Annotated in this window: 24 protein-coding genes; 9 read left to right on the plus strand and 15 right to left on the minus strand. The window is 64.5% G+C overall.

Features of this window, described 5'->3' with window-relative positions; genetic code table 11:
• The first annotated feature begins 98 nt into the window (after nucleotides 1–98).
• Nucleotides 99–860, plus strand: a complete 762-nt coding sequence (gene fnr, locus ABT392_RS10480; RefSeq protein WP_334275789.1) for a fumarate/nitrate reduction transcriptional regulator Fnr — start codon at nucleotides 99–101, stop codon at nucleotides 858–860.
• 3 nt (nucleotides 861–863) lie between these two features.
• Here fnr and ABT392_RS10485 read toward each other — a convergent pair whose 3' ends face one another.
• The 9 genes from ABT392_RS10485 to ABT392_RS10525 are packed head-to-tail and all read right to left on the minus strand — an operon-like array spanning nucleotide 864 to nucleotide 8411.
• Entirely contained in the window at nucleotides 864–1145 is a 282-nt protein-coding gene (locus ABT392_RS10485) for a hypothetical protein (RefSeq protein ID WP_395385793.1), read from the minus strand.
• Nucleotides 1142–1375 carry a hypothetical protein gene (locus ABT392_RS10490; RefSeq protein WP_334275792.1) on the minus strand — a complete coding sequence of 78 codons (234 nt, stop codon included), beginning with the start codon at nucleotides 1373–1375 and terminating at the stop codon, nucleotides 1142–1144. The genes ABT392_RS10485 and ABT392_RS10490 overlap by 4 nt, the downstream gene beginning before the upstream one ends.
• A gap of 20 nt (nucleotides 1376–1395) precedes the next feature.
• Nucleotides 1396–2802, minus strand: a complete 1407-nt coding sequence (gene ccoG, locus ABT392_RS10495) for a cytochrome c oxidase accessory protein CcoG (RefSeq protein WP_395385792.1) — start codon at nucleotides 2800–2802, stop codon at nucleotides 1396–1398.
• 6 nt (nucleotides 2803–2808) lie between these two features.
• The gene (gene ccoP / locus ABT392_RS10500) at nucleotides 2809–3717 is read right to left on the minus strand and encodes a cytochrome-c oxidase, cbb3-type subunit III (protein ID WP_395385791.1); all 909 of its coding nucleotides are present in this window, start codon (nucleotides 3715–3717) and stop codon (nucleotides 2809–2811) included.
• Complete coding sequence (locus ABT392_RS10505) at nucleotides 3710–3871, minus strand: cbb3-type cytochrome oxidase subunit 3 (RefSeq protein WP_334275796.1); 162 nt, start codon at nucleotides 3869–3871, stop codon at nucleotides 3710–3712. The genes ccoP and ABT392_RS10505 overlap by 8 nt, the downstream gene beginning before the upstream one ends.
• A 15-nt stretch (nucleotides 3872–3886) precedes the next feature.
• Nucleotides 3887–4504, minus strand: coding sequence for a cytochrome-c oxidase, cbb3-type subunit II (gene ccoO / locus ABT392_RS10510; RefSeq protein WP_334275797.1), 618 nt, complete (start codon nucleotides 4502–4504; stop codon nucleotides 3887–3889).
• 20 nt (nucleotides 4505–4524) lie between these two features.
• Nucleotides 4525–5964, minus strand: coding sequence for a cytochrome-c oxidase, cbb3-type subunit I (ccoN, locus tag ABT392_RS10515; RefSeq protein ID WP_334275798.1), 1440 nt, complete (start codon nucleotides 5962–5964; stop codon nucleotides 4525–4527).
• Between the two features lie 57 nt (nucleotides 5965–6021).
• Nucleotides 6022–6192 carry a cbb3-type cytochrome oxidase assembly protein CcoS gene (gene ccoS / locus ABT392_RS10520; protein ID WP_334275799.1) on the minus strand — a complete coding sequence of 57 codons (171 nt, stop codon included), beginning with the start codon at nucleotides 6190–6192 and terminating at the stop codon, nucleotides 6022–6024.
• A 2-nt stretch (nucleotides 6193–6194) separates the two neighbouring features.
• Complete coding sequence (locus tag ABT392_RS10525; RefSeq protein ID WP_395385790.1) at nucleotides 6195–8411, minus strand: heavy metal translocating P-type ATPase; 2217 nt, start codon at nucleotides 8409–8411, stop codon at nucleotides 6195–6197.
• A gap of 61 nt (nucleotides 8412–8472) precedes the next feature.
• Between ABT392_RS10525 and ABT392_RS10530 the strand changes: the two genes are divergently transcribed.
• A complete protein-coding gene (locus ABT392_RS10530) occupies nucleotides 8473–8925 on the plus strand; it encodes a DUF192 domain-containing protein (RefSeq protein ID WP_334275801.1) in 453 nt (150 codons plus the stop codon).
• 58 nt (nucleotides 8926–8983) lie between these two features.
• Here ABT392_RS10530 and ABT392_RS10535 read toward each other — a convergent pair whose 3' ends face one another.
• Together ABT392_RS10535 and xseA are read right to left on the minus strand one after the other, a co-directional pair.
• On the minus strand, nucleotides 8984–9565 hold the full coding sequence (locus ABT392_RS10535) for a superoxide dismutase (protein WP_334275802.1): 582 nt from the start codon (nucleotides 9563–9565) through the stop codon (nucleotides 8984–8986).
• Nucleotides 9566–9624: 59 nt separating this feature from the next.
• The gene (gene xseA, locus ABT392_RS10540; protein ID WP_334275803.1) at nucleotides 9625–10917 is read right to left on the minus strand and encodes an exodeoxyribonuclease VII large subunit; all 1293 of its coding nucleotides are present in this window, start codon (nucleotides 10915–10917) and stop codon (nucleotides 9625–9627) included.
• 333 nt (nucleotides 10918–11250) lie between these two features.
• On the opposite strand from xseA, the gene ABT392_RS10545 reads away from it, so the two are divergent.
• From ABT392_RS10545 to ABT392_RS10575, 7 genes are all read left to right on the plus strand, one after another.
• Nucleotides 11251–11904 carry a MotA/TolQ/ExbB proton channel family protein gene (locus ABT392_RS10545; RefSeq protein ID WP_334275804.1) on the plus strand — a complete coding sequence of 218 codons (654 nt, stop codon included), beginning with the start codon at nucleotides 11251–11253 and terminating at the stop codon, nucleotides 11902–11904.
• A 3-nt stretch (nucleotides 11905–11907) separates the two neighbouring features.
• On the plus strand, nucleotides 11908–12324 hold the full coding sequence (locus tag ABT392_RS10550) for an ExbD/TolR family protein (protein ID WP_334275805.1): 417 nt from the start codon (nucleotides 11908–11910) through the stop codon (nucleotides 12322–12324).
• Complete coding sequence (gene lpxK, locus ABT392_RS10555; RefSeq protein WP_334275806.1) at nucleotides 12321–13349, plus strand: tetraacyldisaccharide 4'-kinase; 1029 nt, start codon at nucleotides 12321–12323, stop codon at nucleotides 13347–13349. The genes ABT392_RS10550 and lpxK overlap by 4 nt, the downstream gene beginning before the upstream one ends.
• Nucleotides 13342–13548 (plus strand): Trm112 family protein, encoded by a 207-nt coding sequence (locus ABT392_RS10560; protein WP_334275807.1) that lies wholly within the window; start codon nucleotides 13342–13344, stop codon nucleotides 13546–13548. The genes lpxK and ABT392_RS10560 overlap by 8 nt, the downstream gene beginning before the upstream one ends.
• Nucleotides 13545–14300 (plus strand): 3-deoxy-manno-octulosonate cytidylyltransferase, encoded by a 756-nt coding sequence (kdsB, locus tag ABT392_RS10565; protein ID WP_334275808.1) that lies wholly within the window; start codon nucleotides 13545–13547, stop codon nucleotides 14298–14300. Before ABT392_RS10560 ends, kdsB begins: the two co-directional genes overlap by 4 nt.
• A gap of 168 nt (nucleotides 14301–14468) precedes the next feature.
• Entirely contained in the window at nucleotides 14469–15122 is a 654-nt protein-coding gene (gene adk, locus ABT392_RS10570; RefSeq protein WP_334275809.1) for an adenylate kinase, read from the plus strand.
• 89 nt (nucleotides 15123–15211) lie between these two features.
• Nucleotides 15212–15970 (plus strand): 3-hydroxyacyl-CoA dehydrogenase, encoded by a 759-nt coding sequence (locus ABT392_RS10575; protein ID WP_334275810.1) that lies wholly within the window; start codon nucleotides 15212–15214, stop codon nucleotides 15968–15970.
• Between the two features lie 82 nt (nucleotides 15971–16052).
• Here ABT392_RS10575 and ABT392_RS10580 read toward each other — a convergent pair whose 3' ends face one another.
• From ABT392_RS10580 to ABT392_RS10595, 4 genes are all read right to left on the minus strand, one after another.
• Nucleotides 16053–17309, minus strand: coding sequence for a hypothetical protein (locus ABT392_RS10580; RefSeq protein ID WP_395385789.1), 1257 nt, complete (start codon nucleotides 17307–17309; stop codon nucleotides 16053–16055).
• 163 nt (nucleotides 17310–17472) lie between these two features.
• Nucleotides 17473–17910, minus strand: coding sequence for an ExbD/TolR family protein (locus tag ABT392_RS10585; RefSeq protein WP_334275812.1), 438 nt, complete (start codon nucleotides 17908–17910; stop codon nucleotides 17473–17475).
• Nucleotides 17911–17925: 15 nt separating this feature from the next.
• The gene (locus ABT392_RS10590) at nucleotides 17926–18351 is read right to left on the minus strand and encodes an ExbD/TolR family protein (RefSeq protein WP_289253251.1); all 426 of its coding nucleotides are present in this window, start codon (nucleotides 18349–18351) and stop codon (nucleotides 17926–17928) included.
• Nucleotides 18352–18375: 24 nt separating this feature from the next.
• Nucleotides 18376–19200 (minus strand): MotA/TolQ/ExbB proton channel family protein, encoded by an 825-nt coding sequence (locus ABT392_RS10595; RefSeq protein WP_334275813.1) that lies wholly within the window; start codon nucleotides 19198–19200, stop codon nucleotides 18376–18378.
• Nucleotides 19201–19271 lie beyond the last annotated feature (71 nt).

The following is a 19271-nucleotide window of genomic DNA, read 5'->3' on the forward strand; positions in this document are numbered from 1 at the left end:
AACGCCACTGTGACCAAGCTCCCCGCCTTCAGACTTGATCCGGATCAATCTCTCATCGCTTGCGGCAGAGAACAATGCGCCAACGATTGAGGATCATCATGTTCACCGATACCGCAATGAGCGCCAGCACCCCTATCAAGCCCGAGCCGTTCAAGGTCGCCTGCTCCAGCTGCAATCTGCGCGAGCTCTGCTTGCCCGTGGGATTGAGCCAGGAAAACATCGACCAGATCGACAACATGGTCGGCCAGCGCAAGCAGGTGCCGCGCGGGGAAGCGCTGTTCCGCAGCGGCGACCCCTTCCAGTCGATCTTCGCGGTGCGCACCGGCTTCTTCAAGACCTGCGTGTCGTCGGAAGACGGCCGCGACCAGGTGACTGGCTTCCAGATGGCTGGAGAACTGCTGGGCCTGGACGGCATCAGCAGCGACCACCACAGCTGCGACGCCGTGGCGCTTGAGGACTCGCAGGTGTGCGTGATCCCGTTCAGCCGCCTGGAAGAACTGTCGCGCGAGTTCAATGAATTGCAGCGCCAGTTCCACAAGATCATGAGCCGCGAAATCGTGCGCGACCATGGCGTGATGCTGCTGCTGGGGTCGATGCGCGCCGAGGAGCGCCTCGCCGCCTTCCTCCTGAACCTCACGCAGCGCCTGCAGGCGCGCGGCTTCTCGGCTTCGAGCCTGGTGCTGCGCATGACGCGTGAAGAAATCGGCAGCTACCTCGGGCTCAAGCTCGAGACCGTCAGCCGCACATTCTCGAAGTTCCAGGACGACGGCCTGCTGGAAGTGAAGCAGCGCCAGATCCGCATCATCGATCAGGCAGGCTTGCAGCAATTGGTCAACGGCACGAACTGCGCCGCGAACTGACGTTCAGCGGGGCCAGTGCGGGGCGCTGCGGCGCCCTTTTTCTTCTTCATCCGGCATGCGGGCCATCAACACGCTGATGGCGCATGCAATGCTGATCACCAGCCACAAGACGAGAAAGGTCAGCGTGTAAACGCCCTGGCTCGACAGGCTCAGGTGCTCGCTGATCCAGAGCTCGCTGGGGTCGACCTGCGCGAAGACCAAGGCCTCCAGCACACCGGCCATCACAAAGGCCGGCCACAGCACGACCATCGCCAGGCCTCGCCTGCTGACCGGCTCGGTGCTCATTTGCCGCCCGTGGCTGCGTGGTTGCGGGCCCGCATCGCAGGCTGCTGAGCGGCATCGTCGATGCCCTCGGCCGAGGGTCGCGAGGCCTGCTCGATCACCGGATCGGGATGCGTGATGGCCAGGGTCAGCGTGGCAAAGCTCGCCACCACCACGGCGGCAGGGCCGCCAATCACCAGCCACATGAAGCGATAGCGCCACCAGGGCTTGGCTGCATGGATTGCGTCGGACATGGGGACTCCTTGCTCTGTATTCATCGTGGCACCACGAAGGTGGATTTCTCGGCGAGGGGGGCCGCTCCCGCGCCATTCAGGACAAACTCAATGTGCTGAGCGCCGGCACCGGCCGCCGTGGCGGCCTCGGGCGGCAAGCGCAGCGCCACGGTAACCCAGCGGGCTTCGGCCGGCGCCAGCGTGAGGCTCACCGGCGCCGCGAGCTTCAGGCCCTGCAGACCGCGTGCATCAAGCTGCAGCATCTGCGGCTGCTCGGTGGCATTCATCAACTGCACACGGTAGATGTTTTCGACCAGGCCATCTTCGACGATGCGGGCCAGGCTGGCACGATCACGTACCACGTCCATGCGCACCGGGGCACGCGTGGCCAGGCTGTAGACCAGTGCGATGCAGACCAGCAAGAGCACGGCCGAATAGACCATCACGCGCGGCCGGAACATGCGCCGTATCAGCTGCAGCTTCGTCAGGTGCTGCGACAGACCGTTCTCGGTGTCGTAGCGGATCAGCCCCCGCGGGTAGCTCATCTTGTCCATCACGTCGTTGCAGACGTCGATGCAGGCGGCGCAGCCTATGCATTCGTATTGCAAGCCCTTGCGAATATCGATGCCGGTCGGACAGACCTGCACGCAAAGCGTGCAATCGATGCAGGAGCCCAGGCCCTGGGCTGTCGGGTCCGCCTTCTTGCTGCGCGAACCACGCGGCTCGCCGCGCTCGCTGTCGTAGCTGATGATCAGCGTGTCCTTGTCGAACATCGCACTCTGGAAGCGCGCATACGGGCACATGTACTTGCAGACCTGCTCGCGCATGTAGCCGGCATTGCCATAGGTGGCAAAACCATAGAACAGCACCCAGAACGTCTCCCAGGGACCCAGGCCGAAGCTCATGACCTCGGCGGCAAGCACCTTGATCGGCGTGAAGTATCCGACGAAGGTGAAACCGGTCCACAGGCCGAGCACGATCCACGCAGCCTGCTTGCCGCTCTTGCGCCAGAGCTTGTTGAAGTTCCAGGGCGCCTTGTCGAGCTTGATGCGGGCCTGGCGGTCACCCTCGAAGAGCTTCTCCACCCACATGAAGATCTCGGTATAGACCGTCTGCGGGCAGGCATAGCCGCACCAGAGCCGCCCGGCCACCGCTGTGAACAGGAACAGCGCGTAGGCCGAGATCATCAGCAGCGCTGTCAGGTAGATGAAGTCCTGCGGATACAGGACCAGACCGAAGATGTAGAAGCGCCGGCTGCCGAGGTCGAACAGCACAGCTTGCCGGGCATTCCACTCCAGCCAGGGCAGCCCGTAAAACAGCAACTGCGTGCCCCACACCAGCGCCCAGCGCCAGGCCGCGAACCAGCCGTGAACTGCGCGCGGATGGATCTTGTCCTGGGCCTTGTACAGCGAGATGACCTGGACGCTGGAATCTTCGGACTGATTCATCAGGGTTTACTGCTTGGGCCCGTTGTGCGAGAGCGACCACACGTAGGCTGCGAGCACGTTCATCTGATCAGGACTCAGTCGCGACTCGTGGGCCGGCATCTGATTGGTCTTGCCTTCGTTGATCATGCGCACCACGGCTTCTTCGCCCCAGCCATGCAGCCAGACCTTGTCGGTCAGGTTGGGCGCGCCGAGGGCCTGGTTGCCCTTGCCGTCCATGCCATGGCAGGCCGCGCAGGCGCCGAACTTGGTCTTGCCCAATTGTGCAGCGATCGAGTTGTGCGGGCTGCCCGACAGGCTGAGCACGTAGTTGGCGACGTTCTTCACATCTTCGGCACCACCCACGGCTGCAGCCATCGGCGGCATCTGACCCTGGCGGCCCTTGGCGATCGTCTGGACGATGGTCTCGTGGCTGCCGCCATAGAGCCAGTCGTCATCGGACAGATTGGGGAAGCCCTTGCTGCCCTTGGCATCCGAGCCATGGCAACCGGCGCAGTTGTTGGCGAACAGGCGCTCGCCAATGCCCATGGCCTTGGGATCCTGTGCCAGCTTCTCTGCAGGCTGCCCCTGGAACTGGGCGTAGACCTTGGTCATCGCCTCGTTGGCCTTGGCCATCTCCGCCTCATGTTGCCCCTGGCTGCTCCAGCCCAGGCTGCCGGCCATTGCGCCGAGGCCGGGATAGAGGGCCAGGTAGATGCCGGAGAACAGCACCGTCAGCACGAACAGGCCCATCCACCAGCGCGGCAGCGGGTTGTTCAGCTCACGCAGGTCTTCATCCCAGACATGGCCGGTGGTGTTGTCAGTGGCCATGACGCGGCGACGCGCCGCGATGACCAGCAACAGCAGGCACAGCACCAGACCCACGATGGTGGCGCCAGCCACGAACCAGGACCAGCTGGCAGAAACGAAATCACTCATTGCTTGCTCCTTGCGAGCCCGGCTGTTCGTCGGCAAACGGCAGTGCGGCGGCTTCATCGAAGTTGCGCGCGCGCTGGTAAGCCCACCACACGATGGCGCCAAAGCACGCCAGCGAAAGCAGGGTCACGACGCTTCGAATTTGATTGAGATCCATGATGACCTCTCTTGCTTATTTCACCGAGGTGCCCAGCACCTGCAGGTAGGCGATCACGGCTTCCAGTTCGGTCTTGCCCTTCACGGCCTCGGCGGCACCGGCCACCTCGGCATCGCTGTAGGGCGCACCGAGAGTGCGCAGCACGCTGAGCTTCTTGCCCATGTCGCTGTCGTCGACCGGCCGTGTGGCCAGCCAGGGGTAGGCCGGCATGTTGGACTCAGGCACCAGATCGCGCGGATTGATCAGGTGGATGCGATGCCATTCATCGCTGTACTTGCCACCCACGCGTTGCAGATCGGGTCCGGTGCGCTTGCTGCCCCACTGGAACGGACGGTCGTAGACGAATTCGCCGGCCAGCGAGTAGTGGCCGTAGCGCAGCGTCTCGGCGCGGAAGGGGCGGATCATCTGCGAATGACAGTTGTAGCAACCTTCGCGCACATAGATGTCGCGCCCTGCCACCTGCAGCGCGGTGTAGGGCTTGAGCCCGGGCACTGGCTGCGTGGTGGAGCGTTGGAAGAAAAGCGGCACGATCTCGACGACACCGCCGACGATGACCGTCAGCAGCACCAGCACGATCATCAGGAAATTGCTGGTCTCGATCTTCTCGTGACCTTTGACGTTATGGCTTGCCATAGCTTATTGACTCCGTGGCTTCAGGCGTGGGCCAGCACGGCCGGCACAGGCACCGGCGTGGTCTTGCCCGCTTGCATCGTCTTCACGACGTTCCAGCCCATGATCAGCATGCCGCTGAGGTAGAGCAGGCCGCCCGTGAGGCGCACGACATAGAACGGATAGGTCGCCTTGACGCTTTCGACGAAGGTGTAGACCAGCGTTCCGTCCGGATTGACCGCGCGCCACATCAGGCCCTGCATCACGCCGGCAATCCACATCGCGGCGATGTAGAGCACGATGCCCAGGGTGGCGATCCAGAAGTGCAGCTCGATGGCGCGCTTGCTGAACATCTCCGTGCGACCGTACATACGGGGGATCAGGTGGTACAGGCAGCCCATCGAGATCAGGCCCACCCAGCCGAGGGCGCCGCTGTGCACGTGGCCCACCGTCCAGTCGGTGTAGTGGCTGAGCGCGTTGACCGTCTTGATCGACATCATCGGTCCCTCGAAGGTCGACATGCCGTAGAAGGACAGCGAAACGATCAGGAACTTCAGGATCGGGTCGTCACGCAGTTTGTGCCAGGCCCCGCTCAGGGTCATGATGCCGTTGATCATGCCGCCCCAGCTCGGCGCCAGCAGCACCAGCGAGAACACCATGCCCACGCTCTGCGCCCAGTCCGGCAGCGCCGTGTAGTGCAGATGGTGCGGGCCCGCCCACATGTAGGTGAAGATCAGCGCCCAGAAGTGGACGATGGACAGGCGATAGCTGTAGACCGGGCGACCCGCCTGCTTGGGGATGTAGTAGTACATCATCCCGAGGAAGCCGGCTGTCAGGAAGAAGCCCACGGCGTTATGGCCGTACCACCACTGCACCATGGCGTCCTGCACACCGGCATAGGCCGAGTAGCTCTTGAACAGGTTCACCGGCAGTGCTGCGCTGTTCACCAGGTGCAGAAGCGCCACCGCGATGATGAAGGCGCCGAAGAACCAGTTCGCCACATAGATATGGCGGATCTTGCGCGTACCCACTGTGCCGAAGAACACGATGGCATAGCTGACCCAGGCAACCGTGATCAACAGGTCCACCGGCCACTCCAGCTCTGCGTACTCCTTGCCACTGGTGACGCCGAGCGGCAGCGAAACTGCAGCCGCAACGATGACCAGCTGCCAGGCCCAGAAGGTGAACCAGGCCAGGCCCGGCGCGAACAGGCGCGTCTGGCCAGTGCGTTGGACCACGTGGTAGGAGGTCGCGAACAAGGCGCAGCCACCGAAGGCAAAGATCACCGCGTTCGTGTGCAGCGGCCTCAGGCGGCCGTAGCTGAGCCAGGAAATGCCGCCGAGGAAGTCGGGCCAGGCGAGCTGGGCGGCGATGATCACGCCAACCAGCATCCCCACCACACCCCATAGGACCGCCGCCAGCGCGAACGCGCGGACCGGTCCGTCCTCATAGTTGATCGCCGTACTTGGCGCAGATTGGGCCATCGCCACACTCCTTTTTCAGTCAATGCGCTTGAATGCGAAGAATTGTTTGGCGGCAGCTCACTTGCCCGGTTGATCCGCATCAACTGCAGGCGAGTCCGGCTCCAGAATCCGCTCGCCTTCGCGCTCGAGATCGTCCAATTGGCCACTGTTGAGCGCCCAGCCGAACAAGCCGACCAGTACCAGCACCAAAAGCACCGACAGTGGAACCAGGATGTAGAGCGATTCCATCGTCAGCCTCGCGCCAGGCGAAGTGCATTCGCTACCACTGCCAATGAGCTGAGCGCCATGCCCAGGCCGGCTGCCCAGGGCGGCAGCCAGCCGCTCAGCGCCAGCGGCACACAGGCCAGGTTGTAGGCCGCGGCCCAGGCGAGGTTCTGCTTCACCACCCTGCGCATGCGCAGCGCCATGGCACGGGCACGCGGCAACACGGCCAGTTGCTCGTTGACCAGCACGGCATCGGCTTGCGCACGTGCCAGCAGCGCGCCCCGCCCCATCACCACGCTGGCGTCGGCCCGTGCCAGCACCGGCGCATCATTGATGCCATCGCCCACCATCAGTACCTTGCGGCCCGCTGCCTGCAACTCGGCCACCACGGCCAACTTGCGCTCTGGGCTGGCACCGGCAATGCAGCGCTGCACGCCAGCCGCTGCAGCCACGCGCTCGGCACGCTCGGGCGCATCGCCAGACAGCAGCAGGGTGCCGAGGCCAGCGGCATGCCAGGCAGCAACGGCTTCGGCAGCGCCCTCGCGTACACGCTCATCGAACTGCAGCCAGAGCAAGACCTGGCCCTCGCAGCCGAATGCGAGCTGTGCAAGGCCTGCGGAAGGATCAACGCCCTCGCCCACCCAGGCGAGCGCGCCGAGCCGCCATTGCCGGCCTTGCGAATCCATGGCCTGCAGGCCGTGACCTGGCAACTCCTGCAGGTCCGTCCAGTCGGCACTCGCATCAGGCCAGGCGCGCACCAGCGCCTGAGAAAGCGGATGGCGTGAATGCGCGGCGAGCGCTGCAGCTTGCTCGAGCAAGGCGGCATCGGCGCCAGCCGCCAACCAATGCTGGCGCAAATGCAGCTGCTCTTCGGTCAAGGTGCCGGTCTTGTCCAGCACCAGCAAGTCCACCTCACAGAGAGATTCCAGCAGCTCGGTGCGACGCAAGAGCAAGCCTCGCTTGGCCAAAGCACCTGTCGCTGCCACGCGAGCCGCGGGCGCCGCCAGCGACAGCGCACAGGGGCAAGTGACGATCAACACCGACACAGCCACCCACACCGCCCGCGCAGGCTCCCAGTACGACCACCAGGCGGCAGCGCCCGCTGCCAGCAAGAGCACGCCCCACAGAAAAGGTCCGGCCACGCGCTCGGCCAGGGCCACGCTGGCGGGCTTCTGGCTCAGCGCCTCCCGCATCAGCCGCACGATGGCCTCGATACGCGTGTCGGCGCCGACGCGCTCGACTCGCATCAGCAAGGGCGCATCGAGGTTCAGGCTGCCGGCGACCACGGCGTCGCCCTGGTTCTTCATCACTGGCAGGGATTCGCCGCTCAGCAAGGCCTCGTTCACCGAGCTCTGGCCGCGCTCAACGCGACCATCGGCTGCAAAGGCCTGACCAGCGCAAACTCGCACGAGGTCGCCGGCACGTAGGCGGCTCGGCGGCACCTGCTCGCTGCGGCCGGCGCTGTCGATCCGCTCGACCATCTCGGGCATCTTGGCCGCAACGCGCTCCAGCTCTTGCGCAGCCCGATGGCGCCAGCGCAGTTCCAGGTAGCGTCCCGCCAGCAGGAAGCTGACGAACATCGTCAAGGAATCGAAATAGACCTCATGCCCGAACAGACCTCCGGGCTCGAAGGTGGCGCCGCTGCTGGCCACAAAGGCCACCGCAAGGCCCAGCGCCACGGGCACGTCCATGCCCAGTTGCCGCTGGCGGATCTGCTGCCAGGCGCCCCTGAAGAACGGGGTCGCCGAGAACAGCAGCACCGGCAGGCAGAGCACCCATTCGCCCCATTGCAGCAGGCGCACCAGGTCGGTTGCCATCTCGCCCGGCGCCGCCCAGTAGATCGGCGCCGCGAGCATCATCACCTGCATCATCATGAAAGCGGCCACGAACAGCCGCCACAGCGCCTGGCGCTGTTCGCGCTGGCGAAGCATGCGCGCTTGGGCAGCCACATCAGGCACGGCGCCGTAGCCGGCGCGCTCGATCGCGGCCACCAGGCGCGCCAGCGTCGTCTGGCCGGGTTGCCAGCGAAGGCTCAGGCGCGCAGCGGCTGCATGCACCGACGCGGCCAGCACGCCAGGCTCATTCAGCAGGGCCCGCTCAATGATGCCGGCGCAGGCCGAGCAATGAAGGCCCGAAAGCTGCAAGGCCGACAAGGCCTCGGTCCCCTCCCAGCGCGTGAAGGGCGCGAGCAGGTCCGGATCGTCGGCGGTTTGGCTGGGGAAAGCGGTGTTGGCAGCAGTCATGGCTTCGTAACCGCGACAGCGGCCTCGGACCATAATCTAGAGAAACCATCCGCCCTTCGACATGATCCATATCAAGACTCGCAGCTTCGCCGCCCTGATTCTGAGCCTGAGCGCCACCCTGGCGAGCGCCCAGGAACGGGCGCAACAGCTGCCCAGCATCCAGCTGGGCGCCGGCATGCACCTGATTCAGGCCGAAGTGGCGCAGACTGATGAGCAGCGCGCCATCGGCCTGATGCACCGCCCCACGATGCCGGCCAACAACGGCATGCTGTTTGTCTTCGATCAGCCACAGCCGCAGTGCTTCTGGATGAAGAACACCCTGCTGCCGCTGTCCATCGCCTTCGTCGCTGACGACGGCACGATCGTCAACATCGAAGAAATGAAGCCGCAGACGCTGGACTCGCATTGCTCGGCCAAGCCGGTGCGCTATGCGCTCGAGATGAATACCGGCTGGTTTGCCAAGAAGGGCATCAAGCCCGGCACCAAGCTGCGCGGCAAGCCCTGGGCGCAGTAAGCCCGGACGCAATGGAAAAAGCCGGCGCTGAGCCGGCTTTTTCTTGGAGCAAGCGCAATCAGGCGAAGTTGGCCTGAGCGAATTCCCAGTTGACCAGGTTCGAGAGGAAGGTCTCGACGAACTTCTGGCGCAGGTTGCGGTAGTCGATGTAGTAGGCGTGTTCCCAGACGTCGACGGTTAGCAGTGCCTTGTCAGCCGTGGTCAGCGGCGTACCGGCGGCGCCGGTGTTGACGATGTCGACCGTGCCGTCGGCCTTCTTCACCAGCCAGGTCCATCCCGAACCGAAGTTGCCGACGGCGCTCTTCACGAAGGCTTCCTTGAAGGCGTCAAAGCTGCCCCACTTGGCATTGATGGCATCCGCCAGCGCGCCGCTCGGAGCACCACCGCCTGCGGGCTTCATGCAGTTCCAGAAGAACGTGTGGTTCCAGATCTGGGCAGCGTTGTTGTAGATACCGCCGCTGGAGGTCTTGACGATCTCTTCCAGCGTCTTGCTCTCGAACTCGGTGCCCTTTTGCAGGTTGTTCAGGTTCACCACGTAGGCGTTGTGATGCTTGCCATGGTGGAACTCCAGCGTCTCGGCGCTGTAGTGAGGTGCCAGGGCATCCTTGGCATATGGCAGTGCGGGCAGGGTATGTTCCATATCAACTCCTTGTGATGTTGTGGGAAGAGCAGGTCGGCGCCGATTGTAGGCAGCGATCATCAAACCCTCTTGTCTGTGCGGATGACCGCCATCTCCGCTGCGCCGTCTGCGAGCACCGCCTTCACGTTCTGGCCCGGCTGCAATTGCGCGACCGAGGTGAGCGCGCGGCCGGAGCCGTCGTCCAGCCAGGCATAGCCGCGGGCCAGCACACGGGCCGGGTCGAGCGCCGCCAGACGCGCCTTCAGCGCCTCGAGTCGCCGGTCGTGCGCCTGCAATAGAGCAGGCAAGGCACGCGCACGGCGGGCGTCAAGGGCCTCGAGCTTCTGCTGCTGAAGATGCTGACGATTGGGCAAGACCTGGCCCCAGCGCTGCGCCAGCAGGGCCAGGCGCCGGCGCTGCTGGCCCAGGGCCTGGCCGGGCCGGGCCAGGCGCAGGCCGGCGCGATCCAGGCGCTGGGCGGCAGCGTCCAGGCGCTGCTGGATGCGACGCTGGAGCGACAGCGCCAGACCGGCCAGCTCGTCCAGGCAGGCCTCCCGCTCCGGCGCGGCCAGCTCGGCCGCTGCCGTAGGTGTGGGCGCGCGCAGATCGGCTGCCAGATCACACAGCGTGATGTCGGTTTCATGGCCGACGCCGCAGATGACCGGAATGTCGGAGGCCGCCACCATGCGAACCAGCCGCTCGTCGTTGAAGGCCCAGAGGTCTTCCATCGAGCCGCCACCACGGCACAGTATCAGGGCATCGACTTCGGCGCGGTCGTTCGCCGTGCGCAGCGCGTTGATCAACGCTGCCGGTGCTTCAGCGCCTTGCACAGGACTTGGATAGATGATGATTTCGACCTGCGGCGCTCGGCGCGCCAGCGCGGTGAGCACATCGTGCAGCGCGGCGCCTGCAGTGGACGTGATGACGCCCAGTCGCTTCGGGAAACCCGGCAGCTCGCGCTTGCGAGTGACATCGAACAGGCCTTCCGCCTCGAGCTGGGCCTTGAGCCGCAGGAATTGCTCGAACAAGGCGCCGGCACCGGCCTGGCGCATCGCCTCGGCCACGAACTGCAACTCGCCGCGTGGTTCATAGAGCGCCAGCCGGCCGCGCAGCTCCACCAGTTGGCCGTCCCGTGGCGCAAAGCCGAGCATGCCGGCCGCCCGGCGAAACATGGCGCAACGCATCAGCGCGTTGCCCTCGGCGTCCTTCAGGCTGAAGTAGCAATGGCCGCTCGCGGCCCGGGTGAAGCCGGAGATTTCGCCCTGGACCGTGACCACCGAAAAGCGGGCTTGCAAGCTGTCGGACACCGCTGCAAGCAGGCCGGCGACACCCCAGACCACACGCTGTGGCGCGGCTTTGAAAGGCTCAACCATGCGCAAAGCCAACGCTGGCGCGGGTCCAGAACTCCACAGCCGCGCCAATGCTGGGCTGGCGGGGCATCGCTGGCGTCACGCGTTTGTCACAAGGGGTTAACTGCTTGAATCTCAAGGCCTTTTTCCTGCTCAAGAATGAGGCAATCTGTTCCAGGCCGCATTCCTGCGTGCTCTGCGACAGTTGCGCGCAAATTTGCCCACAAAGTTATCCACAGCATCGGTGGATTGTTGGCGGGTTCACCCGGCCGAAACTGGCCTCGGCTTGGGCCCATAATCGCCCGCTGAACGCCGACACCGGTCGGCACGCGCACCGCAAGCCTCGGAGGGACGCCCTTGTTTTCGATCATACAAGCCGCTGGTTGGCCGATTTACCCGCTTCTGCTGTGCTCGATCGTGGCCCTGGCCCTGGTCATTGAACGCATCTCCAGCCTGCGCCGCCGTCGCGTCACGCCGCCGCGCCTGCTTGACGAGGTGCTCAGCGTCACCAGCCACAGCCTGCCCAGCGCCGACGTGGTCGAGAAGCTGGCCGACAACTCGGTACTTGGCGAAGTGCTGGCCAGCGGCCTGCGCGCCGTCATCGTCGAGCCCCGCATCACCGAGGTGAAGCTGCGCCAGGTTTTTGAGCTGGCCGGCCGCAGCGCCATCCACCAGCTGGAACGCTACCTGAACACGCTGGGCACCATCGCCACCGCAGCACCGCTGTTGGGCCTCCTGGGCACGGTGGTGGGCATGATCGAGATTTTCGGCAGCCAGGGGCCCAGTGGCGGCAACCCGGCGCAGCTGGCACATGGCATTTCGATTGCGCTCTACAACACGGCCTTCGGCCTGATCGTTGCGATCCCCTCGCTGATGTTCTATCGCTACTTCCGCGGCCAGGTCGAGGAAATCATCCTCGAGCTGGAGCAGTCGAGCGATCGCATGCTGGGCCACCTGATGCGCTTTGCGATCCAGCAGCCGCCCGCGGCCAATGGCAACATCAAGGGCTGAGCCATGAAGTTCAGACATCGTCGCGCCGAGGAACCGGAGATCAACCTGATCCCCTTCATCGACGTGCTGCTGGTGATCCTGATCTTCCTGATGCTGTCGACCACCTACAGCAAGTTCACCGAGCTGCAGGTCAACCTGCCGACAGCGAACGCAGAGAAGCTGAAAGACAGGCCCACCGAGATCATCGTCGCGGTGTCGGCGGATGGCCGCTATGCGATCAACAAGCAGCTGGTGGATGGCCGCACGCCCGAGCAACTGGCAGCAGCCTTGCGCGCTGCCGCCAACGGCAGTGAAGATGCCGTGGTAATTGTTTCGGCAGATGCCGCCGCGGCCCACCAATCGGTGATCAATGTGATGGATGGGGCGCGCCGCGCTGGTCTGAACCGGCTGAGCTTCGCGACCCAAGGTTCGACGCAGTGACGCTGGAAGCGCGGGTACAGCGCGCCTGGAGCGAGGGCGGGCTGCTCGCGCTGGCACTGCGGCCGCTGGCATGGCTCTACGGCTCGCTGCTCGCGCTGCGCAATGTCCTCTACCGACTCGGCGTAAAAAAGACGGCCAGCCTGCCGGTGCCCGTTGTCGTCGTCGGCAACTGGATCGTCGGCGGCGCCGGCAAGACGCCTACCACGCTCGCGCTGCTTGACCTGCTGAAGCGCGAGGGCATCAGGGCCGGCGTGATCTCGCGGGGCTATGGCCGCGGCGATGAGCAGAGCGTGCAAATGGTTCATCGAGACAGCCTGGCCACCGAGGTCGGCGATGAGCCGCTCCTGATCCATCTGCGCAGCGGCGTGCCCGTGGCGGTGGGCCGCGATCGCGTGGCGGCCGCCGAAGGCCTGCTGTCCCTCCATCCCGAGTTGCAAGTGCTGATCAGCGATGACGGCTTGCAGCATCTGCGCTTGCCGCGGGTCTTGTCTGTCCTCGTGTTCGACGAGCGCGGCATCGGCAATGGCCGCCTGCTGCCCGCCGGCCCTTTGCGCCAGCCTGCGAGCCCCGTGCTGCCTGGCGATGCCCTCGTGCTCTACAACGCCACTGCGCCGACCACCACGCTGCCAGGCCATCTTGGCCACCGCAGGCTCAGCGGCGCCGTGAGCCTCAAGGACTGGTGGCAAGGGCAGCCGGCCGATGTCGCCACGCTGCAGTCATTGCGGGGCAAGCCAATGCTAGCCGCGGCCGGCATGGCGCAGCCCCAGCGCTTCTTCTCGATGCTGCGCGAGCAGGGCCTGCAGATCAACGAGCTGCCCCTGCCCGACCATGCCTCCTTCGCCACCCTGCCCTGGCCGGCAGACACTGCCGATGTGTGCGTGACCGAGAAGGACGCTGTCAAGCTGCGGCCGGAGTCCATTTCAGCCACCCGGGTCTGGGTGGTGGCGCTAGACTTCCGACCCGATCCGGCGTTCGAGCAAGCCCTGCTGCAACGCCTCAAGCCGAGAATTTCGAATCATGGATAACCGATTGCTGGAACTGCTGGTCTGCCCTCTTTGCAAGGGCCCGCTGACCCTGCATCGCGGCGACAACAGCCAACGCGAATTGATCTGCCACGCCGACCGCCTCGCCTTCCCGGTGCGCGACGACATCCCGGTGATGCTGGAAAACGAAGCCCGCGCCATCGACGCCGTGGAGATGGAAAAACTCAACGCCGCGCGATGAGCTTCACGGTCGTCATTCCCGCGCGCCTCGCGTCCACGCGCCTGCCCAACAAGCCGCTGGCTGACATCGGCGGCTTGCCGATGATCGTGCGCGTGGCGCAACGGGCGGCCATGTCCAAGGCCGCGCGCGTTGTCGTCGCCACCGATGCACCGGAAGTGCTGGCAGCCTGCGCAGCGCACGGCGTTGAAGCCGTCGCCACGCGCGCCGATCACCCGTCCGGCAGCGACCGGCTGGCCGAGGCCTGCGCGCTGCTGGGTCTTGATGGCAATGACCTGGTCGTCAATGTCCAAGGCGACGAACCCCTAATCGCGCCCGGCATGATCGACGCCTGCGCCGCGCAATTGCAGGCGCGCCCCGACTGTGTGATGAGCACCGTAGCCCATGCGCTGGAAGACGCAGCCGAGTTCACGAACCCGAATGTGGTCAAGCTGGTGACCGATGCGCGCGGCACGGCTTTGTACTTCTCGCGCGCGCCGATTCCCTGGTGGCGCGACGCTGAGCAAGTACCCGGGCCACAGCCAGGTTCGGCGATGCGCCATGTCGGCCTCTATGCCTATCACGCCGCCTTTTTGCGCCGCTTCCCGACGCTCGCTGTGAGCCCGCTGGAGCGCATCGAGTCGCTCGAGCAACTGCGCGTGCTCTGGCATGGTGAGCGCATTGCTGTGCACGTCAGCGCCGAGCGGCCGGGGCCAGGCGTCGACACGCCCGAAGATCTGGAGCGCGTGCGCGCACTGATCGCCGCCGGACACTGAGCAGAAGCGCCCCGAAGCCCGAAGCAGCGCAGCGGGAGTGCAGTTTCAGCCCAGCGTCAATCGGGGCGCGCGTCAGTTTGGTGCAGGGCAGTGCATGCTATCCTCGCCCGCAGTTTTGCAGGGCGGCCGTACCCATATTGCGCCCTGTCTTGAGTATTAGGAGACCCCGTGCGACTGATTCTTCTGGGCGCCCCCGGCGCCGGCAAAGGCACCCAGGCAGCCTTCATCTGCCAAAAGTTCGGCATCCCGCAAATCTCCACCGGCGACATGCTGCGTGCCGCGGTCAAGGCCGGCACTGAAATGGGCCTCGCGGCCAAGAAGGTGATGGACTCGGGCGGCCTGGTTGGCGATGACATCATCATCGGCCTGGTCAAGGAACGCATTGCCCAGCCCGACTGCGCCAGTGGCTTCCTGTTCGACGGCTTCCCGCGCACGATCCCGCAAGCCGACGCCATGAAGGCCGCTGGTGTGAAGCTGGACTATGTGCTCGAGATCGACGTGCCCTTCTCGGCCATCATCGAGCGCATGAGCGGCCGCCGCTCACATCCGGCCTCGGGCCGCACCTATCACGTCAAGTTCAACCCGCCCAAGGTGGAAGGCAAGGACGACGTGACCGGTGAAGACCTGGTGCAGCGCGACGACGACAAGGAAGAAACCGTCCAGAAGCGCCTGGAGGTCTATTCGGCCCAGACCCGACCGCTGGTGGACTACTACTCCGGCTGGGCCGCTGCAGGTGATGCACAGGCGCCGAAGTACCGCCGCATCGAAGGCATTGGCACGGTCGACGAGATCACTGCACGCGCGCTGGCTGCACTCGGCTGATACCAGCCCACGCCAATTTGCCAAGGCCGCTTCCAGCGGCCTTTCATTTGTTCGACAATTGACGTTTACGTCAACGTAAGGAAGAAATCATGGACATCGCAGGCAAGGTATTCATCGTCACCGGCGGCGCTTCGGGCCTCGGCGAAGGCACGGCCCGCATGCTGGCGCGCGAAGGCGCCAAGGTCGTGATCGCAGACCTGCAAGCCGAGCGCGGCGAAGCAATCGCCGCCGAGCTGGGCGGCGCCTTTGTGCGCTGCGACGTGAGCCAGGAAGCCGATGGCCAGGCCGTCGTGGCCAAGGCTGTTTCGATGGGCAAGCTGATGGGCCTGGTGAACTGCGCCGGCATCGCACCCGCCACCAAGACCGTAGGCAAGGATGGCGCCCATCCGTTGGCCAGCTTCTCGAAGACGATCACGGTCAACCTGATCGGCAGCTTCAACATGATCCGCCTGGCGGCCGAAGCGATGAGCAAGAACGAGCCGGAAAGCACCGGCGAGCGTGGCGTGCTGATCTCGACGGCCTCGGTGGCCGCCTACGATGGCCAGATCGGCCAGGCAGCCTATGCAGCCTCCAAGGGCGGCGTGGTGGGCATGACCTTGCCTATCGCTCGAGACCTGGCCCGCAACGGCATCCGCAACATGACCATCGCGCCCGGCATCTTTGGCACGCCGATGCTGTTCGGCATGCCGCAGGAAGTGCAGGACGCGCTGGCTGCCAATGTGCCCTTCCCTTCGCGCCTGGGCACGCCGAACGACTATGCCAAGCTGGTGCACCAGATCATCACCAACGAGATGCTCAACGGCGAAGTGATCCGCCTGGACGGCGCGATCCGCCTGGCACCGAAGTGATGCTGGCGGCGCCCATGCCGCGGCAATAAAAAACGGGCCCCTCGGGGCCCGTTTGCTCTTGGCGCATGGCGCCCGTGCTTCATTACTTGGCGCTGCGGGACTGGACGATCCACAGGCGCGCCAGCTCGGCAGCGGCATTGTTGGCGCCACCGCGCGATGCTGCCTTCCAGGCTGCTTGCGCCTTGGAGACGTCACCGCCGTTGAGGTAGGCCAGGCCCAGGTACAGATTGGCGTCTTCGTTGCTCTTGACGCCCTTGTCGATGGCCGCCTTGATCATCTGCGTACCCTTGAGCGTATCGCCGCGGAACGCGATTGCCAGGCCCAGCGAGACCATCGGCGTGCCGTCCTTGGATTCGGACGCCACCTTTTCGGCCTCGGGCGCAGCGGCCTTGGCTTCGGCGATCTTCTTGGTCAGCAGGTCAGCCAGGCGCTTGTGGCGGGCACCTTCGGTACCCTGACCCAGGACGCCGGCTGCAATGCCCTTTTCAACGATCTTCTTGCCTTCGTCGGGATAGCCAGCCTGCGCGGCCAGCTGAGCCATCTCCATGTAGTCATCGGACTTGACGATATTGCCGGTGACAAGCTTCAGGCGGTAGACGTCCAGCGTGTACTTGTCCGAGAAGTACTTCTTCTGGGTCAGGCCTGCCAGCACCTGGGTCCACATGTCCTTCGTGGGATAGAAGTTGAGCTTCTTTTCCTCGATCAGGGCGACGGCGTTGTTGTCCTTCTGCTTCAGTGCAGCGAAGTGCGCCAGGTCCAGCTTGTCCTTGGACGGCACACGGCCCGCAGCCTCGTCGGCGCGCAGGTCTGCCATGGCGTCCTTCAGCACGGTGGCCATGTCGCCCGACTTCACCTGGGCGTTGAGCTGCACCTGCTTCATGCCCGGGCTGTTGCCGCCTGCTGCGAAATACTTGTTGGCCCACTCGAGCGCCTTGGCCGAATTTCCCGCGCGCAGATAGGTGCCGGCAATGGTTTCCATCGTGCGGATCTGGCTGGCGTTGTCGATCTTGCCGGCTGCCTTCAGGGCTTCGAAGCCCTTGACGACCTGATCGGCATCGCCCGCGCCCGAAGCGGCGGCCATGCGCATGTATTCGATGGTGGAGTTCTCGGTCGCGTTGCGGCCCGAGACGCCTTCGGCATCGCGGACCTTGGCCAGCGCTTCCTTGTACTTGCTTGCCTTGATCAGCGTCTGGGCATCCTTCAGATGCTTGCCCACCTCAGGGCGCACGCCTTCGGCCTGGGCCTGGGCTTGCGGGAAACCGACGCCGCCTTCAGGCGTGCCACCGATCACGAAGGCGGCGGCGCCGGCGGCGGCCGCGGCCAGAGTCTTGAGTTTCATCTCGAATATCTCCTGCGAAAGATCAGGCACTTTGCGCGCTGGTTGATAACTTCAGGCTTCCGGAGCAACACAGCCTCCCTGGCGATCACGAATTAAAGCGCAAAGAGCCAAGAAAAAACGCGCGGCCCTTGCGGGCAGCGCGTTCATCAAAGCTTGACAGCAATCACTTGGCGAACTGTTCGTTGCCAACCATGCCCATCTTGGTCAAACCGTGGCGCTGCACCGAGGCCATGACCGCGGCAACCACACCATACTCCACCAGCTTGTTCGGCTTGATGTGGATTTCAGCCTGGTCCGCGACCGGGATCTGGGCTTGCTCGCCGAGGCGACTGTCCAGTTCAGCCATGCTGGCCACCGGGACGCCGTTCCAGCTGACAACGCCGTCGAAGTCGATGAACAACTCAACAACCGTCGGCTCCTTCGGGGGCGTCTGGTTGCTCGGCGGCGGCATGTCCAGGTTGACCGAGTGCAACTGGATCGGGATGGTGATGATCAACATCACCAGCAGCACCAGCATCACGTCGATGAGGGGCGTCGTGTTGACGTCCATCATGACTTCGGGTTCGTCGCTGCCCGAAGAGCTACCTACATTCATTCCCATGCTTGGCTCCTAGCTTCAGTTGCGAGCCGGAGGCTCGGTGACGAAGCTGATCTTCATGATGCCAGCGCGCTGGCAGGCATAGATGACCTTGCCAACCGACTCGTAGCGCGACCGGTCGTCACCGCGGATGTGGACTTCGGGCTGAGGGTTCAGCACCGACTTTTCCTTCAGGCGGGTGACCAGTGCTTCCATGTCGGGCACCAGCGCAGTGTTCCAGTAGACGTCGCCGTCCTTGGTCACCGCGATTTCGATGTTTTCCGGTTTGGTGACGCGGACGATGTTTGTCTCTTTGGGCAGAGACAGGTTCACCGATTGCGTCACCACCGGGATGGTGATGAGGAAGATGATCAAGAGCACCAACATCACGTCCACGAGGGGCGTGGTGTTGATGGTCGAAACCACCTCATCATCGCCGGAAGAAGATCCGACGTTCATTCCCATGATGGGTTCTCCGGGAAGCGGGGATTAACGCTTGGCGCGGTTGCCCATCAGCACGCCGTGCAGGTCGGCAGCGAAGGCACGCACTTCGGCCATGACGGCCTTGTTGCGGTTGACCAGCCAGTTGTAGCCCAGCACGGCCGGCACAGCGACGCCCAGACCGATGGCGGTCATGATCAGCGCTTCACCCACCGGGCCTGCCACCTTGTCGATCGAAGCCTGGCCGGCAACGCCGATGGCGGTCAGTGCTTGCAGAATGCCCCACACCGTGCCGAACAGGCCGATGAACGGCGAGGTCGAACCAACGGTAGCCAGGAAGCCCAGGCCCGAACCGACGCGGCTGTTGACTTCACCAACGGCGCGCTCGACGTTCATCGTCACCCAGCTGCTGTGGTCGATGTTCTCGGTCAGGGCGCCTTCATGGTGCTCCGAAGCCTCGATGGCCGACGAAGCGATGAAGCGGAAAGCGCCAGTGTCCTTCAGACCCTTGACGCCATCAGCCAGACTGGCCTTCTTGAAGAACGTGGCACGCACTTCCTTGGCTTCGTTGGACAGCTTTTGCGTGTCCCACAGCTTGGTGATCAGGATGTACCAGCTACCCATCGACATGATGGCCAGCAGGAACAGCACGCCCTTGGACACGGCGTCGCCGTGCGACAGCATGTGGCCCAGGCCGTAGGGATTCTCTTCGCTCTTCGGAGCAGCAGCGGCAGCAGGTGCCGGGGCAGCAGCTTCGGTGGTCGGGGCGGCAGATGCTGCATCAGCAGCTTGCGCGAAGGAGGCTTGCGAGGACAGCGCCAGGGTCGCGGCCATTGCAACGGCGGCCAGGAAGCCGGAGATACGAGAGATCATGGAGTCAACTCCTAGGAAGAAATCGGATATCGATCAGATATCGGTTTTTGAGAATGAGGGGGCTTGCTTTC

Source organism: Paucibacter sp. JuS9 (genome assembly GCF_044043925.2).
In the GTDB taxonomy this organism is placed as follows: domain Bacteria; phylum Pseudomonadota; class Gammaproteobacteria; order Burkholderiales; family Burkholderiaceae_C; genus JAUASW01.